Here is a 17966-nt window from a genome sequence, read left to right as displayed (position 1 = left end):
GATTTGCCATGAAAATTTTATCCATTCGACTAAAAAATCTGGCATCTCTTGCAGGTGAGCATTTTATTGATTTTGAAAGTGAACCTTTAGCACATGCTGGATTGATTGCGATTATAGGAAAAACAGGTGCAGGTAAATCCACGATTTTAGATGCGATGTGCCTTGCCCTATTTAATCAAATCCCACGACTAAAAGGCAGTGATGGCAAACTAATCGATGTAGATGGATCAGAATTGCTGACAAACTCTCCTCTCACTGTATTACGTCGTGGTACTGGACACGGTTTTGCCGAGCTGTGTTTTGTCGCACAGGATCAAAAACATTATTTAGCGCGTTGGGAAATTAAACGTGCACGTGAAAATGCCAGTGGCAAACTGCAAAGTGTACAACGCTCATTGAAATGCCTCACCGATGGCGTGGTTGTCGCAGATAAAACCAAAGCCGTCGAAACTCATATTCAACAAATTACACAGCTCAGTTTTGAACAATTCACGCGTGCCGTGTTACTGGCACAATCCGAAGTCACCGCCTTTTTAAAAGCACGGGATAATGAACGTGGTGAATTATTGGAATATCTGACCAACTCCAGTATTTTTGCCAAGATTGGACAGTTGGCTTTTGAAAAAACCAAAGAAGTTCGCTTACAACGTGAAAAATTAGAAAGTGTTTTAGGACACATTGAAATTCGCTCTGATGAAGAAATCGCTGAGTTACAACAGCGATTCCAACAGCTACAGCAACACGTGCAACAACTTGAAAATGAAAAAAATCAATTCAGACAACAACAACAGTGGTTTGAACAACGCGATAAAATTAATAAAGACATAGCGTTAAAAAAACAAGACTATGATTTGCAACTTAAAGCCCAAGAAAACATTGCCAAAGATCGGTACTTACTGAGTCAATTAGAGATATTCGCTGAGATACGTCCTATTGTTTTTCAACAACAACAGTTGCAAAAAACATTGCAACAACTCGCGCCACAAATTCACCAAAAGCACAATGAATTTAGCACTTTAACCACTCAATTTGAGCAACAAAAAACGCTTTATACACAAGTAGAAACAACACTCAATCAATTTCAAGATTTCGAGCAAAAGCATCAAAATGAACTGACACAAGTACGCAAGTTTGTGCAAGAACGTGACTATATTGCTGAAGAATATAAGAAAACCAAAATTCGACTGACTCAATTGGAAAGTCAACAGCAACCACTCATCGAGCAACAACAACAGCTAGAACAAAGCATTCAAAACTTGAGTGCACAACATACGGCTTGCTTAGAACAGTTAAAACACAGTGCTCAATATGCTCCTTTGGATAACGGCTTACATGCCCATATTCAACAACTCAAGCAATTTATTCAGCAATATCAAAAAGTAGAAAACACACTAGGCTCTATTCAACAAGCACAGACCCAACTTAAACAAGATCAAAACACATTCAACAGTTTAATCACGCAATTTGGCACGACCCAACAAATTGAACAGCGTATTGAGCAACAATCGAAATTAAAAGAAGCTCAACAGCTTCACCTTAATCAATTGGATGCAATTCAACAAAAACTTCAGCATTATTTTGAATTAAAAAATGAAGTCCTTACGCAGCAAAACAAATTTGAAACTGTACAAAAGCAAGCTCAACAGCTAGAACAATATCGCAAAAAAGCTGAGCAAGATTATCAGGCTGCCAAAACTGAACGTGAGAAACTACAACAGGTTTTGCAACAACAACGTCTGTTGCATGCTGAAAATATTGAACATCTAAGAGCTGAACTCAAGCACGGTGAAGCCTGTCTAGTCTGTGGCAGTACCGAGCATCCTTATCGTGATGACGAGAGCCAAATCTCTAAAGCTCTATATGCCTTGCAACAACAACAAGAACAGCAAGCGATTCAACAGGAACAACAGCTTTTCCAACTTTGGCAAAAAGCACAACAACAATTCACTCAAAGCCATACCGAACAAAATCAATTGCAACAACAATTGCAGCAATTGAATGAAAAAGTAAAAACACATGATCATGTGTTACAACAGCATGTATCACAGACGAATATTCAACTCGATTTCAGTCTCACTGAGTATGACATCACAACTAAGATGCAAACATTCATTTTAGAAGCGTCACAAACTCAACAGCAGCTTGAAAAGGAATTATTACAACTTAATCAAGCCAATAAAGATCAGCATGTGCTTCATCAAAACATTCAAAATACACGTCATCAACTAGAAACCGTAGAGCACTTACAACAACAGATTCAGCATATCGTGGATTGTCTCAATGCAGACGATAAAATGGCTTGGTCTAAACATGACATGTCAATCTCACAACACATATTGCAAGCATTGCAACAACGTAGCCAACAACTAGAGCATGCAGAATCGCTCATCAAACAGAAAGAACAAATTAATCAGCAGTTGAATGTATTAAAGACCAATTTGACGGGACTCACTACGCAACAAACAGAATGTGCGCAACAATTAAAAGACATCGAAATTAAAGGCAAACAAAATACGGATGCTGCTAATCAACTGATTATCACCATGACAGGTTCAGCTGAAATCAAAGCCAATGAATGGTTGCAACAGCATGATCATCAACGCCAGCAATTACAGAACCAGTATCAGCAGTTAAAGCAAAGTTTTGAACAAGCTCGTCAGAATTATGAGCAGCAGAAAAATACACTTGAACAACTCAAAGCACAGCAACAACAGAATCATGGTTCTCTTGAACAATGTAAAACTGAAATCACTAATTGGTTAGCTCAGCAGCAAAATTTTGCAGAAGATCAACTCAGCGAATTACTTGCGATTTCATCAACTCAGGAGCAGCAGATTCGAAGTACAATACAACAAGCGGACCGTGCTTTGAGTGAAGCAAATTCTGCACTGAAAACTATGCAAGAACAGTTGAATGTACATCTTCAATCAGAACCCAACATTCAGGTTGAACAACTGACTGAATTGATAAATGCCAATCAAGAAATTTTGCAACAGACAACAGATCAACGAGATCAACTTAAACTGCAATTGGAAGTGCATCAGCAAAATTTAGCCAAACAAAAGCAATTTGCTGATCAGATTCAAGAGATCCTACAACAAGAGCACCGCTGGAATAAGATTTCTAGTTTAATTGGTGATTCAAAAGGTAAAGAATTCCGTGATTTAGCCCAACAGTACAATCTCGATATTTTACTTGAATATGCTAATCAACAACTGGCGATGCTGTCACAGCGCTATACCTTAAAACGTTTAGATAATTCACTCAGTCTTGCGATTATTGACCATGATATGGATGGCGAAACCCGTTCAGTTGCTTCACTGTCTGGTGGGGAATCATTCCTCACTGCCCTCGCCATTTCATTGGCGATAGCCAATATGGCATCAGGTTCAATGAAAATCGAATCGCTGTTTATTGATGAGGGCTTTGGCACCTTGGATGCATCTTCTCTGCATATGGTGATGAATGCGCTGGATCAGTTACAGAGCCAAGGGCGTAAAGTCATTTTAATTTCACACATTCAGGAAATGCATGAACGCATTCCTGTGCAGATTCAGGTACAACCGATGGGATCAGGTTCGAGTCGAATTGAAGTAGTGGGTTAAAGTGAATAATCCCTTGCCCCAAACAATGCAGTCCCAACTCTAACCATGGTTGAACCCGCAGTAATTGCTGCATCCAAATCAGCAGACATACCCATACTCAAAGTATCCCAATCTTGAGGCTGTGCATGTAATGATTTCACTTGATCAAATAAATTTTTAGCATCAGCAAACGCAGCAACATTATTAGGCGCTGGAATCACCATCAAACCACGTAAACGTAAATTAGGTAGTCGGCTGATTTGCTCTACTAATTCTGCGACCTCATTGGGTTCACAACCATCTTTAGAGTCTTGTCCGTCAATATTGACTTGTAAACATATATTTAATAGCTTTTGAGTTTCTAAACGTTGGCTAGATAGGCGCTCTGCGATAATTAAGCGATCAACACCATGTACCCAATCAAACTTTTCAGCTAAATGTTTGGTTTTATTACGTTGTACATGACCAATAAAATGCCATTCAATTTCTAAATCTTGTAACTCTTCAATTTTTGCCAACGCTTCTTGTAAATAGTTTTCACCAAAACTCCGTTGACCAACCGCATACATTTCGCGCAAGCTTAAACTAGGATGTGTCTTCGATACAGCCAACAATTGCACAGTATTAGGATCGCGTTGTACACGCAGACACGCCTGCTTAATTTGACTTAATACTTGTATACGTGATTGTTCTGATTGATTCATTGACACAGTTCTCATTTACGAAATGTTTTTTTGCTTTCACATTCTATAATGTGTTGGTAACACAGAGTGAAAGCCGTATATTATTCTACAAAATAATGAGACATTTTTTGATTGTTTCGGGGAAATTATGGATATTACAGAATTACTCGCGTTTTCAGTAAAAAACGGTGCTTCGGACTTACACCTTTCAGCGGGTATGCCACCAATGATTCGCGTGGATGGTGAAGTTCGCCGTATCAATTTACCAGCATTAGAACATAAAGATGTACACCGTTTAGTGTACGACATTATGAATGACAAACAACGTCGAGATTACGAAGAAGATCTAGAAACGGACTTTTCATTTGAAGTACCAAACATTGCCCGTTTCCGTGTAAACGCATTTAACCAAAACCGTGGTGCGGGTGCTGTATTCCGTACCATTCCATCTAAAGTCTTAACCATGGAAGACTTGGGTTTAGGAACAATTTTCAAAGATATTTGTGACTACCCGCGTGGTATTGTTCTGGTCACTGGTCCAACGGGTTCAGGTAAATCAACGACATTGGCTGCAATGATTGATTATATTAATGAGCATCGTTATGACCATATTTTAACGGTTGAAGACCCAATCGAATTTGTACATCAATCAAAGAAATGTTTGATTAACCAGCGTGAAGTGCATCGTGATACACATGGCTTTAACGAAGCACTTCGTTCAGCCCTTCGTGAAGACCCTGATATTATCCTAGTCGGTGAGATGCGTGACCTAGAGACAATTCGTCTTGCTCTAACCGCAGCAGAAACAGGTCACTTAGTATTTGGTACTCTGCATACCACCTCAGCAGCAAAAACCATTGACCGTGTGATCGACGTATTCCCTGCCGAAGAAAAAGATATGGTTCGTGCGATGTTATCCGAATCATTACAAGCAGTAATTTCACAAACATTGTTGAAAAAGAATGGTGGTGGTCGTGTTGCAGCGCATGAGATCATGATCGGTATTCCTGCGATTCGTAACCTTGTTCGTGAAAACAAAGTTGCACAGATGTACTCTGCGATTCAGACAGGAGCTAACTACGGCATGACCACACTCGATCAAAGTCTTAAAAACTTAGTTTCGAGAGGCATCATTAGCCCTCAAACAGCTCGTACTGTTGCTAAACAACCTGAATCATTCCTATAAAAACTAAAATTAATGGGGAAAGTATATGGATTTTAATGATTTACTCAATCTAATGATTGAACAAAGTGCTTCGGATTTATTTGTTACCGCTGATGTTGAACCTTCAATGAAAATCAACGGTCAGATTGTTCCTGTGGCTAAAGCAAAACTTTCAGGCGAGATTGTAGGTCAGTTATTACACTCAATCATGAGTGATAAACAACGTAAAGAATTTGAAGATACTCGCGAGTGTAACTTCGCAATTATGAACCGTGAGAAAACAGCACGTTTTCGTGTGAGTGCATTCCAACAACGTGATATGCCAGGCATGGTATTACGTCGTATCGAAACGGTTATTCCAACGATGGATGAACTAAAACTACCTGCAGTCCTCAAAGATTTAGCGATGACCAAACGTGGCATCATTATCTTTGTTGGTGCAACAGGTACAGGTAAATCAACCTCGCTCGCGTCAATGATCGGATATCGTAATCAAAACTCTAAAGGTCATATCATCACCATTGAAGACCCGATCGAGTTTGTACACCAACACGCGGGTTGTATTGTGACTCAACGAGAAGTCGGTATTGATACAGACTCTTTTGAAGTAGCTTTGAAAAATACACTTCGTCAAGCACCCGATGTGATCTTGATTGGTGAGATTCGTTCTCGTGAAACAATGGACTATGCGATTGCTTTCGCAGAAACAGGTCACTTAGTACTTGCCACACTTCACGCGAATAACGCTAACCAAGCATTAGACCGTATTATTCACTTCTTTGAAGCTGACCGTCATGCTCAGCTGCATATGGATTTATCGCTCAATCTAAGAGCAATGGTCGCTCAACAGTTAATTCCAACGCCTGATGGAAATTCACGTCGTGCTGCGATTGAAATTCTAATTAATACACCGTTACTATCAGATTATATCCGTAAAGGTGAAATTCATGAGATTAAAGACCTCATGAAACGCTCGCGCGAATTGGGCATGCAAACATTCGACCAAGCGCTTTATGATTTATATAAAGCTGGTGAAATCACATATAAAGATGCGCTTAAACATGCAGACTCACCAAACGATTTACGTCTCACCATTAAACTTTCTGAAGAAGGTGCAGATCAATTGTTAAGTGCAAGTCGCAACATTACATTTGATGGTCAATAAGCTATCTTAAATCATTAAAAAAGGAAGGTTTTTGTAACCTTCCTTTTTTTATTTGTTTTATTTCAGTGAAAATTTCTATCTTTACTGAAACAACACTTATTTCTTACGATAAGCATCTTTGCATTCTTGATTACTACAATACCCATATAAATTTAATGAGTGTCCTGTCAAAGTAAAACCATGCTGATCAGCTACAGAATGTTGTTCTTTTTCAATAACATCATTAGTAAATTCAATAACTTTGTTACAATTTAAACATACTAAGTGATCATGATGATCTTCTTGCATGATTTCAAAAACTGAATGATTATTTTCAAAATGATGACGTTGGATAATTCCTGCAGCTTCAAATTGTGTTAATACACGGTAAACTGTCGCTAAACCAACATCTTCACCTTGTTCAAGCAAAGTTTTATAAATATCTTCTGCACTTAAATGATGTTGTTTCGAATTTTCTAATAATTCCAAAATCTTAATACGAGGAAGGGTAACTTTAAGTCCAGCTTTGCGTAAGTCTTGGTTGGAAATAGGCATGAAAAAAGGTCTCTCAACAAATCTTAAGTTGGAATAGGCAATAGAGTTTAGATGCAGTATGATCTATCCTTGAATCAAATGCATCATCATTTATCAGGATAGTGTAGCAAAATGCAAAAAATCATGCTGGCGTTATTCGTCACTTCAGTACTTAGCGGTTGTTCAGTCTTTGGTGTTTATAAAGTTGATATTCCACAAGGAACACCGTTAACCAAAGCACAAGCATCTCAAGTACAAGTAGGCATGAGCTTTCAGCAAGTTCGCTTCTTGTTGGGTAGTCCAACGGTTACTGATCCACTGAATCCATTACGTTGGGACTATATTTACAACTATATCCCTGGTACATATGCCAAAAAGGCAAAAATACCTGCAGCACATGGACAACATTTAAAAATTTACTTTGATGCAAATGGTAATGTTGAACGCATTGAAGGTTTAGATACAATTCCAGAGTCACAACCTGGTTTACCAGCATCTAAAGAAGCGATCTTAACAGCGCCGCCACTATAACGGCTTTAGGTTATAAAAATAAACCCCTCATGGATTGATCCTTGAGGGGTTTTATTTATGAACTTGATGGTCTAAATCGATTACCTTTCGCAAAACGCCCAACTGGATTCTTTGCAGCGCGTTTGCGACGGATGTCTTTAGGATTAATTGTTAAAGAACGATAGATTTCAACCCGATCTCCGATCTGAAGCTGAGTGTCTGGCTGTATTTTGATACCAAACACGCCCAAATGAAGTTTCTCAGGTAAAGTCACCTGCTCGGCTAATCCGCTAGCAATAATCGCTTGTTCAGCCGTCATTCCTTCTAGGAAATCAACTTCTAAATGAAATTGTTGCTCAGGTGTCGCATAAGCGACCCATACACATGCATTAGATTTCATTAGATCAATTGTCCAATTACAGCAACAATAGCAATTACAATCGACATTGGTAGAACTAAACGAACGGCGATACGCCATAAGTTATAGAATAGCTCATTACTGAAACCCATAGATTTACGCAAATGGCTGATTTTCATAATCCAACCAGCAAAAATTGCATAAACCAAACAAACAATTAATCCCCAAACAATCAATAGAATATTGAAAATCGAACTTAGCTGAGGTGCAGCCCAAACTGCAATTGCAGCAACGATGATCACCCATTGAATTGCTGGAGCCAGTTGACGTTGAGCCAGTTGTTCTTTTGCAAGTTGAATTAATAAAGCAGCAGATACCGATGCAGCAAATAACCATGCAAAAGCGGGGATTTCAACTTGAAGAGAAAAGAATCCAAACGCTACAACTGCAAGTAATTGAGCTAACCAGATCGGTAATACAACTGAAGTCGCGGCTTCTTGTTGACGAACTGTGGCAAGGCTGTTTTGCCAATACAATCCTAACCCTAATCCACTCGCCACAAGCGCAAGAACAGTTGCATTGCCCCACTCTTTAAATTCAATACCAGTCCAATGCCACGCTTGTAATTGAGTGCCAAATACATTTGCCAACACTAGAGATCCAATTACACCCAAAGTCGTTAAAGCAATTAGAAACTGACGTGGAATAAAAGATAACCCGAGTGCAGTCACGGCAAGCACAGCGAAAATGATCTGATTAGATACGCCAAATTGTTTTTGGACTAAAATATCAGATGCTGAAAATAAAATACTACCAGCAAAAAATGGCACTAATACTACAGCCAACCAACCAACTACACGCCATTTTGGAGATGCATCAGCCTCACGTGTTAGATTTGATAAAGCCTGCAAAGCGGTAACTTTAGAACGTTTTGCTAAAGCAATTTCAAGATAACCAATCGGTAGTGCCAATAAAATCATCGTTCCCAACCAAAGCAACCAAAAATCAAATTGACGCTCAATTTGAATACCTAGAGTTGGTGCTAGTGTTGTGATCATGACAAAAGATAAGCAAAACGCCATCACTGGTGCAAACCAGCGTGACAGAGTTGTGTCCTGCATAATGCATTCCTTGAAAAATCTTTGAACTCATTGCGTTTTATGGAGTTTGCAATGAAATATTCAATCTATTTTGCCTTTCTCCTGTCTGAAAATCAAAACAAAAGATGTCGAAATAAAAAGGCAAATCACCATCTCAGATGATTTGCCGCGCACGAGTTGTTATTGTTTTTATAAGACTCTCTATTTTCACTCATATTTGCCTTATTGTTTTTATCATCTAGAGAGTCGTTTTTTATTATTATGAGAAAAATCTAGAAAACCAGTTTTTCCCCTTTTTCTTTTCATTTTCCTTAATAATTCCCATCATATTTTCTTTGACAGCACCCACATAATCCGCATCATCATGACGAATATGATTAATTAACCATTTTGACAAAGCCTCATGTAATTCTTTATCAATTTCATGCCCTAATTCAAAACGTTCACGATAAGTTTCTATTTTTTTGATAAATAAATCATGAACTCTTTTATGCGGTACACGATATTTGTAGTTTGCTTCTTCTTGTAAACTTTCTTCAAATGTAAAATGAGATTGCGTATAGTCAATAATATTGTCCAATACTTCTTTCATTTTCACTCGATCATGAGAGTGTTTTAAATCAGCTATTTCATTAATATAATCTAGAATACGGCGATGCTGATCATCAATAACATCTATTCCTGTATTATATTCGACAGACCATTTCAAACCCATATCGAACCCCAAACTCAAACATATTTATTGAATAAGGACATAATATCGGTAAAAAAATTAAATAAAAACACAGCATTTTTGTCAGATTTTGTTTTTTTTCATACAAATAACTTAACTTATTGTTTTACATTTAATTTAATATTTTCACCTATTAAAACACTCAAGTATTTTTTAACCAAAGTATATAAATTAGCTAAAAACCTGATTAAAATTATAGACTTTAAAAGCCTTAAATATTATATAAATAAATTAAATATTACTATTTATTATAAGCATATTATTCTAATATTGATCTGCCTTGGTTATTCTTTTTAAGCTCGGATCATTCGCTTCACGGATTAGACGATCTACGCGAGTCAAAGCATGTTTAATTGGCTTACCTTCTTTAAATAAAACCATTTCCCCTGCTTGATACGCCGTCCATGTTTCATTATGTGTTAATGGTTCAGTAGTAATTACCGCAACACGATCTTCTGGTGTAGTGACTTGACTAAAATCAACTTCTACATCCAAATCAATCAGATGAGCATGTTGGAAAGGATATTCTCGAACTAACCAATGTAACTTTGTCGTAGCATAAGTATATAACGCCTGTCCATTAGACAAACAGAAGTTAAATGTACCGTGTTCAGCGATTTGAGGAGATAAGCGTTCTAATAATGCAAACAAATTATCAAGTGAAGGTTCAACATATCCAAATGTCTCTACCATTTGATCGAGCAAATAACAAAAAGCTCTTTCACTATCCGTATTTCCAACAGGTTCAAAGCGTCCACTTAATCTAGGGGAAAAATCATGCAAATCACCATTGTGGGCAAAAATCCAATGTCTGCCCCACAGCTCTCTTAAAAAAGGATGAGAGTTCTCTAACGTAATTTTACCTTGGGTGGCTTTGCGAATGTGCGCAATCACATTTCGAGATTTGATTGGATAATTACGAACAAGATCTGCGATAGGTGACTCAACTGCCGACTGATTATCGACGAATAAACGACAAGCTTTATCTTCAAAAAAAGCAATACCAAAACCATCACAATGGTCTGATGTCACACCTGCTCGTTGGGAAAAACCACGAAAAGAGAAAGTGATATCAGTGGGTGTAGCGCAATTCATTCCTAATAGCTGGCACATATCTTTGAACTATTTAACATCTATGCCTATTGTGCATGAGGTACGGATGTATTGTAAATCTCAATATGTGCTCACTATTCGAAGATGAATGCTAAATCTAGTTAGCGCTGAACCATTTTATTCATGACAAATGAGGTTGCGATCTTATTTACTTCAAGAAAAACAAAGTAATCTAAGCACTTAAATTCCTCATCAAAAAATGCTTCTTTTGACAACTTTGATTGCATGCCTAAATAAGTCTGAAATAATTTCGGCATACGTTCATCCTGCGGAAAACTATAATCAGGACGCTCAGGTTCAAACGCTCGCTTTGAGCGAATATCGATAGTTTGATGATCTGCGAGCTGTTGAATCTGACGGTGCGTGTAATAAGTACGGGCTAAGTTATCTTCGAGATGAATACTTACGCAACCCATCAAATATTTTGCACGCATTGACCAAAGAATTTTTGGAGCCATGTTTAGCCAAAGCATCGACAAAGCTTTACCAGAGCGGAATTGTGGATGCACGCAAGTACGACCGATTTCAACAATACTCGGTAAATGTGATAAATGAGGAACGATCTCGAACTCTTGAGCACTATAACTCTGTCCAATCTCATATCCTTGAAATAATTTAAGTCGTGTATAGGCAACAATTTCACCCGACCATTTATCTCTCAATACCGCATGTTCACAACCAAAATCATAAAGATCTTGATCAAGATCATCTTCAAAAGTTAAGCCAAATTGATGTGAAAATTGTTTTGCTCTAAAACGTTGTACGTCTTGTAATTCTTTTAAAGTGTCAACCCATTCAAAGCGATACTGATTTTGAGCTGGTTTTTGACGTAAAGGTAAGGTCAAATTTTGACGATACTGATTTAATTTTTCTAGCATAATGAAAGCTCCTTATGACTAGAATCACCTTAAATCCTATTAATGACATTTTAGTGAATGAAAAATGAAGAGATGATGACGGTCATTTACGCTGACTTTTTTAAAAGAGTCTTTGAGATGCAGAACAAAATTTGAATTGAAGAACTATAAATAAAATCCTCCCTTCTATACGAATAAAAGGGAGGATAAGAAAGATTTAAAACTTAATGCTTCGCACGATTGGTAATTAATGTACCTACACCATGATCAGTAAAAATTTCTAACAAAGTTGCATGCGGTACACGACCATCAACAATATGCGCACTAACCACACCACCTTTTACTGCATCTAGTGCACAACCTACTTTCGGAATCATACCGCCATAGATCACACCTGTTTCAATGAGACGATCAACTTCTTGAGTGGTCAAACCTGTCAATAAGTTTTTATTTTCGTCTAAAACACCAGTGATGTTTGTTAATAAAATTAGCTTCTCCGCACCCAAAGCTTCAGCGACCTTACCAGCAACCAAATCGGCATTAATGTTATAAGTATTACCTTCTTCATCGACACCTAATGGTGCAATCACAGGAATAAAATCACCTTGTGTAAACATCTCTAGAACGTCTGTTTTAACGCCAGTGACTTCACCCACCATACCTAAATCAATTTGTGAAACCGAACCATCAGCTTCTTGTTTTTCCATGAGCAGTTTACGCGCACGAAGTAAATTACCATCTTTACCGGTTAAACCAATTGCACGTCCGCCATGTTGATTGATCAAATTCACGATTGATTTGTTTACACTACCGCCTAAAACCATTTCAACAACTTCCATCGTTGCTTGGTCAGTTACACGCATGCCATCAATACGATCAGATTCTTGCCCAAGACGTTTAAGCAAAGAGTCAACTTGTGGACCACCTCCATGTACAACAATTGGATTAAGTCCTACAGTTTTTAATAACACGATGTCACGAGCAAATGAGCTTTCCAACTCAGGATCTGTCATTGCATTACCACCATATTTAACAACCAACGTTTTACCTGCAAAACGTTGGATATACGGCAAAGCTTCAATTAAAATTTTAGCTTTATCAATGCCGATATGCTCATGTGGCATATGCCTCTCCTTTTAAGCCTGTGCTAGTTCTTGTGCAATTTGTGGATATCGAGTTTGCAACATAGAAACAAATTTATCGCGAATTTCAACTAACCGATCTGGATGATCTGCATCAAAACGGACAGTAAAATACTCACCTGTATTGGATGCTCGAATAATGCCAAAACCATCATTAAAATCAAGTCTTACACCATCAATTTTACTTAACTGTGCACCTAAATCCTGACTTAGAGTTTCAATTTCATTTAAAACACTTAATGGATTAATATCATGGGTACTAATATAAGTATCTTCGGTACAGCAACGCTCAGGATATTGTTTTAGCAATGCAGATAAATTTGCTGAACTTGAATGGGTGAGATATTCCATAACACGTAGTGCAGCATATAGACCATCATCATAACCAAAACCACGACCATCATTGAAAACATAATGCCCAGCATATTCACCACCAAATACAGCAGCACCATTTGATTGCGTTAAATAAGTTCGTAAAAAACTACTTCCCGTGCGAATCATTTTGGCTTGCCCACCTAATTGTTGCACTGTATTGGCAACCATTTGTGAGCATTTGACATCAAATACAATTTCTTTTTGGGGATGATTTTCTAAGCACATTTGTGCAAATAAAGAAAGCAAACGATCGGGACTAATAATCGTGGCATTTTCATCTAGCAAAACGACTCGATCGCCATCACCATCTAACGCAATTCCAATATCTGCTTGATGTTCAATAATCAATTGTTGTAGACGTCTCAAGTGTTCAGCATGCGATGGGTCAGGTGCATGATCAGGAAAATGACCATTTGCGTCACAACGTAATGCAATCACGTCGCAACCAAGCTTTTCCAGTACAACTTTAGCACATCGCCCAGCTGAGCCATGTAAGCCATCCAAAACAACCTTCAATGGTCTCGCAAGTTGAATATCATCGAGCAAAGATTGTTGATATTGTAAACAATAATGAGGAATTACTTGATGAGTAATTGTCTCATCTCGAATTTGATAATCTACCTTAATAGGTATATTTTGAGCAAACAGCCCAACTTCTTGAATCACTTCTGGACTAGGTGGCTCACCTTTTAAAATCCATTTAATTCCATTATCAGACTTAGGATTGTGACTTGCCGTCACCATAATACCGTTACCACCAAAATCACGAGCAATGTAATACATCATTGGTGATGAGCAGCACCCGATATTAATAACTTCAAAACCTTGTTTTTCCAATATATGCTGTAGAATATCAGCATACGTTGGACTAGTTAATCTTGCATCATATCCAATAACAATTTGATGTTGGCCATATTTTTTATATTGAAATGCTAATGCATGCGCAATTGAACGAATTATCGTGGGCGTAAGGTTAGAAAGCTTTCCACGGATGTCATAGGCGCGAAAAATATTCAGAGGAAACGTATGTTTTATATTCACAGCAAGCCCCTATTCTTATAATCATTCGATTATTAAAAAAAAACTTAAACTATTAAGAAATTAATTAACCCTTGTTCAGAAAAATTAAAATAATTAATCAGCTGCTTTTTAATATAAATTCAAATAACAATCAATATGAAAAATGCAATGTTTTTCAGTTAAACATTGCATTTAAAATAATAAGGCTTAGGAATTACTGTTGACCAGTATGTCCAAAACCACCTGCTCCGCGCTCTGTAGCAACAAATTCATTCACTTGTTCGAACTCTGCTTGAACGACAGGAACGAGTACATATTGCGCCAAACGCTCGCCTGGCTCTAGGCGGAATGTATTTTTTCCACGGTTCCAAACTGAAACCATCAGTTCGCCTTGGTAGTCTGAATCAATCAAACCAACTAAATTACCCAATACAATACCATGTTTATGCCCAAGACCCGAACGCGGTAAAATTAATCCCGCAAAGTTTGGGTCTTCGATGTAAATTGCCAAGCCTGTTTTAACTAAAACAGTTTCACCCGCAGCAATTTCAATTGCTTCATCTAAACAAGCACGCAAATCCAAGCCAGCTGAACCTGTTGTTGCGTACGATGGCAATGCCCATTCTTGACCTAAACGTGCATCTAATACTTTAACTTGAACTTTCATTACAACTTCCTACACATAATCTTTAACGTTTCAATAATGCTTTTAAATTGGCAAGATACTGTTGAGCCTGTTCTTTAGGGTCAACATTTGGTGCTAGTTTCTTTTTACGACCATGCCACTCTAAATCATCTTGTGGTAATTCATCTAAAAAACGACTCGGAGTCATTTGTCGCATTTGACCGCCATTCTTACGTTGCTCTGCAAGCGTTAATGTTAGACCTTGACGCGCACGGGTAATCCCTACGTACATCAAACGGCGTTCTTCTTCAATGGTTTCAGACGCAATCGAGTTCTTATGTGGCAATAACTCTTCTTCTAAACCAATCATGTAGACGTATGGAAATTCCAAACCTTTCGCAGCATGCAATGTCAACAAATTGACTTTATCTGTATCTTCTTCTTCCTGTTGCTGCTCCAACATGTCTAGAAGAACCAATTTACGAATGACACTTTCAATATTTTTTTCATCGACATCGTCTGTACGATTAATTAAGTTTTGGATACTTGTGTACAGACTTTCAATATTATCGATCTTCGTTTTTTCTTGAGCTGGCGTTGCAGCTTGCTCACGAACATAATCAATGTAGCCTGCTTCGTTGATCATTTGACGTACTTTGGGTACTGGTTCGTCATCATCTAACAGTTCACGTGTAAAAGTCGCAATAAAGTCTGCAAACTCATGTAATTGAGTAGCCGCTTTTTTTGGTAAAACCATTGCAAGACGTTGATCAGAAGAAGCCGTCAATAAAGATAGGGTATTTTCTTGAGCAAATAGACCTAACTTTTCTAAAGTGACAGGACCAATTGCACGTTTCGGCGTATTGATAATACGTAAAAAAGCACTGTCATCTTCGGGATTGATAATGAGACGTAAGTAACTCATTACGTCTTTAATCTCAGCGCGGGCGAAGAATGATTGACCACCTGACAATTTATATGGAATTTGCATCTGACGCAGTTGTGTTTCAAGAACACGTGCTTGGAAATTACCACGATACAGAATCGCGTAATCTTTCCAATTTTTTCCATTCATCAATTTATGCGTGATTAAATCTTTAACTACGCGTTCAGCTTCATCATCATCATTTAAACACGTGATTACACGGATGGTTTCACCGTGCCCTTTATCACTCCATAACTTTTTATCAAAGATATGAGGGTTATTTTCAATAACAGCATTCGCCGCTTTTAAAATTCGACTGGTAGAACGATAGTTTTGCTCAAGCTTTATTACTTTAAGATTATGGAAATCATCTTTTAATAAAGCCATGTTTTCAGGCTTCGCACCACGCCACGCGTAAATCGACTGATCGTCGTCACCTACCGCAGTAAACTGTCCCATCACCCCAACGAGCAATTTTACTAAGGTATATTGTGCTGTATTGGTATCTTGATATTCATCTACGAGTAAGTAACGAACACGATTTTGCCATTTATCACGAACCTCAGCATTTTCCTGAAGCAATCGTGTCGGCATTACGATCAAGTCATCAAAATCTACAGCGTTATAAGCTCTCAAATTACGTTCATAAAGTTGATACAAATGAGCAAGCTGAACGTCTTCAGGTGTTTCACATGTTGAATGAGCTTGCTCAGGTATGACCAGATCATTTTTCCAATCCGAAATTTTCTTCATGGCTTTCGCGATCAGTTCTTTACTTTCTGCTCCAGATAGGTTGTCACGCTGCATTAGATCCATCAGGATTCTTTTGCAATCATCTGCATCCAAAATCGAAAAATTCGCTTTTAAAGGTAAATGTTTTAACTCTATTCGAAGCAAATTCAAACCAAATGTGTGGAACGTAGAGACTGAAAGCCCTTTGGCTTCTTCACGTGAAAGCAACTTACCGACACGCTCTTTCATTTCACGTGCAGCTTTATTGGTAAAAGTCATCGCAGTAATACGATGCGCAGGAATACCACATTGTTGAACCAGAAAAGCGATCTTTCGAGTGATTACAGAAGTCTTACCCGAGCCTGCACCTGCAAGCACCAACAATGGCCCCTGAACATATTTCATGGCTTCAAGTTGCTTGTCATTGAGTTGACTGGCAGATGACATCGTTGTAATACCTCTCACGTTTTCGAGCATGATTATAGACATCTATTTTTTAGAATCCCAATAATAAATCTGAGGATATGTATAAATTATGATGTCTTGCTCCAAGATGGCGTCACTATTTGTCGCACTAAAACTTAGCAATAAAAAAACCACCCGAAGGTGGTCTTTTCACAGCAGTATTAATTACTGTTTAGCATAAATGCTGATTTCAACACGGCGGTTTTGTTCTTTACCTGCCGCAGTTGCGTTTGAAGCGATAGGATTAGAAGAACCTAAACCTTGTGCATCAATACGGCTGCTTGAAACACCTTGGCTTGCTAAATAGTTTTTAACTGATTGAGCACGTGCTTGAGACAATGGGATATTGATTGAATCATTACCAGTATTGTCTGTGTAGCCAGTAACTAAGATTGCGCTCTTGTTATCTTCAGCTAAAGTTTGCGCCACTTTGTTTAAAGTGCCGTAGAAGTTTGGTTTGATGTTTGATTTATTAGTATCAAACGTGATGCTACCAGGCATGATCAACTGAACAGAACCATCTGGGTTACGACCAACTTCTACACCAGTACCTGCCATTTGAGCACGTAATTTTTTCTCTTTATTATCGAGATATAAACCACTCGCACCACCAAGGATTGCACCAATCGCAGCTGCGCGGTTGTTTTGTGAAGAAGAGTTAGCATTACCTTTAGAGATACCATAACCTGCAGCTGCACCAATTAATGTACCTAAAGCAGCTTTGTCGTATGAAACACCGCCGATATCATTACCTTGTCCGCTCATTGTTTGGCAACCAGAAAGTACCAATCCAGCCCCTACGAGTGTTGAAATAAATAATGCACGCATCGCGTAGCTCCTGTCTATGTATTTTGTTGTCTGAACAGATAATGAATGAGAAAATTCAGCTAGACCATTGATA

General features: G+C 38.1%; 16 protein-coding genes. 4 read left to right on the top strand and 12 right to left on the bottom strand.

Annotated elements, in window-relative coordinates; translation table 11 throughout:
- The first annotated feature begins 8 nt into the window (after positions 1-8).
- Positions 9-3605, top strand: coding sequence for an AAA family ATPase (locus IRT38_RS07750; RefSeq protein WP_194597368.1), 3597 nt, complete (start codon positions 9-11; stop codon positions 3603-3605).
- On the opposite strand, the gene IRT38_RS07745 is transcribed toward IRT38_RS07750, so the two are convergent.
- Positions 3602-4288 carry a YggS family pyridoxal phosphate-dependent enzyme gene (locus tag IRT38_RS07745; RefSeq protein ID WP_194597367.1) on the bottom strand — a complete coding sequence of 229 codons (687 nt, stop codon included), beginning with the start codon at positions 4286-4288 and terminating at the stop codon, positions 3602-3604. The two genes, IRT38_RS07750 and IRT38_RS07745, sit on opposite strands and share 4 nt — an antisense overlap.
- Positions 4289-4415: 127 nt before the next feature.
- Here IRT38_RS07745 and IRT38_RS07740 point away from each other — a divergent pair, with 127 nt between their 5' ends.
- Positions 4416-5453: a type IV pilus twitching motility protein PilT gene (locus IRT38_RS07740; protein WP_004960020.1), complete on the top strand. Its 1038-nt coding sequence runs from the start codon at positions 4416-4418 to the stop codon at positions 5451-5453.
- 25 nt (positions 5454-5478) lie between these two features.
- Positions 5479-6597: a PilT/PilU family type 4a pilus ATPase gene (locus IRT38_RS07735; RefSeq protein ID WP_194597366.1), complete on the top strand. Its 1119-nt coding sequence runs from the start codon at positions 5479-5481 to the stop codon at positions 6595-6597.
- A 96-nt stretch (positions 6598-6693) separates the two neighbouring features.
- On the opposite strand, the gene fur is transcribed toward IRT38_RS07735, so the two are convergent.
- Positions 6694-7131, bottom strand: a complete 438-nt coding sequence (gene fur / locus IRT38_RS07730) for a ferric iron uptake transcriptional regulator (RefSeq protein ID WP_004952725.1) — start codon at positions 7129-7131, stop codon at positions 6694-6696.
- A 111-nt stretch (positions 7132-7242) separates the two neighbouring features.
- Here fur and IRT38_RS07725 point away from each other — a divergent pair, with 111 nt between their 5' ends.
- Positions 7243-7641 (top strand): outer membrane protein assembly factor BamE, encoded by a 399-nt coding sequence (locus tag IRT38_RS07725; RefSeq protein WP_004913908.1) that lies wholly within the window; start codon positions 7243-7245, stop codon positions 7639-7641.
- Between the two features lie 55 nt (positions 7642-7696).
- On the opposite strand, the gene IRT38_RS07720 is transcribed toward IRT38_RS07725, so the two are convergent.
- From IRT38_RS07720 to IRT38_RS07675, 10 genes are all read right to left on the bottom strand, one after another.
- Positions 7697-8020, bottom strand: a complete 324-nt coding sequence (locus IRT38_RS07720) for an RnfH family protein (RefSeq protein WP_126131884.1) — start codon at positions 8018-8020, stop codon at positions 7697-7699.
- On the bottom strand, positions 8020-9099 hold the full coding sequence (locus IRT38_RS07715; RefSeq protein ID WP_194597365.1) for a hypothetical protein: 1080 nt from the start codon (positions 9097-9099) through the stop codon (positions 8020-8022). Before IRT38_RS07715 ends, IRT38_RS07720 begins: the two co-directional genes overlap by 1 nt.
- Before the next feature lie 238 nt (positions 9100-9337).
- Positions 9338-9793, bottom strand: coding sequence for a bacteriohemerythrin (locus tag IRT38_RS07710; protein WP_004913914.1), 456 nt, complete (start codon positions 9791-9793; stop codon positions 9338-9340).
- A gap of 282 nt (positions 9794-10075) precedes the next feature.
- A complete protein-coding gene (locus IRT38_RS07705; protein WP_194597364.1) occupies positions 10076-10924 on the bottom strand; it encodes a class II glutamine amidotransferase in 849 nt (282 codons plus the stop codon).
- Between the two features lie 101 nt (positions 10925-11025).
- Positions 11026-11802 (bottom strand): GNAT family N-acetyltransferase, encoded by a 777-nt coding sequence (locus IRT38_RS07700; RefSeq protein ID WP_004952716.1) that lies wholly within the window; start codon positions 11800-11802, stop codon positions 11026-11028.
- A 203-nt stretch (positions 11803-12005) separates the two neighbouring features.
- A complete protein-coding gene (argB, locus tag IRT38_RS07695) occupies positions 12006-12905 on the bottom strand; it encodes an acetylglutamate kinase (RefSeq protein ID WP_004913920.1) in 900 nt (299 codons plus the stop codon).
- Between the two features lie 12 nt (positions 12906-12917).
- Complete coding sequence (locus tag IRT38_RS07690) at positions 12918-14339, bottom strand: phosphomannomutase/phosphoglucomutase (protein WP_194597363.1); 1422 nt, start codon at positions 14337-14339, stop codon at positions 12918-12920.
- A gap of 193 nt (positions 14340-14532) precedes the next feature.
- A complete protein-coding gene (gene dut / locus IRT38_RS07685; RefSeq protein WP_004913924.1) occupies positions 14533-14985 on the bottom strand; it encodes a dUTP diphosphatase in 453 nt (150 codons plus the stop codon).
- Between the two features lie 22 nt (positions 14986-15007).
- On the bottom strand, positions 15008-17047 hold the full coding sequence (gene rep / locus IRT38_RS07680) for a DNA helicase Rep (RefSeq protein ID WP_004960037.1): 2040 nt from the start codon (positions 17045-17047) through the stop codon (positions 15008-15010).
- Between the two features lie 183 nt (positions 17048-17230).
- Complete coding sequence (locus IRT38_RS07675; RefSeq protein WP_194597362.1) at positions 17231-17893, bottom strand: OmpA family protein; 663 nt, start codon at positions 17891-17893, stop codon at positions 17231-17233.
- Positions 17894-17966: the final 73 nt, after the last annotated feature.

The organism is Acinetobacter sp. SK-43, assembly GCF_015351505.1.
GTDB lineage: Bacteria > Pseudomonadota > Gammaproteobacteria > Pseudomonadales > Moraxellaceae > Acinetobacter > Acinetobacter junii.
Note: the sequence above shows the minus strand (reverse complement) of the source record. Positions and strands in the feature narration are given on the sequence as shown.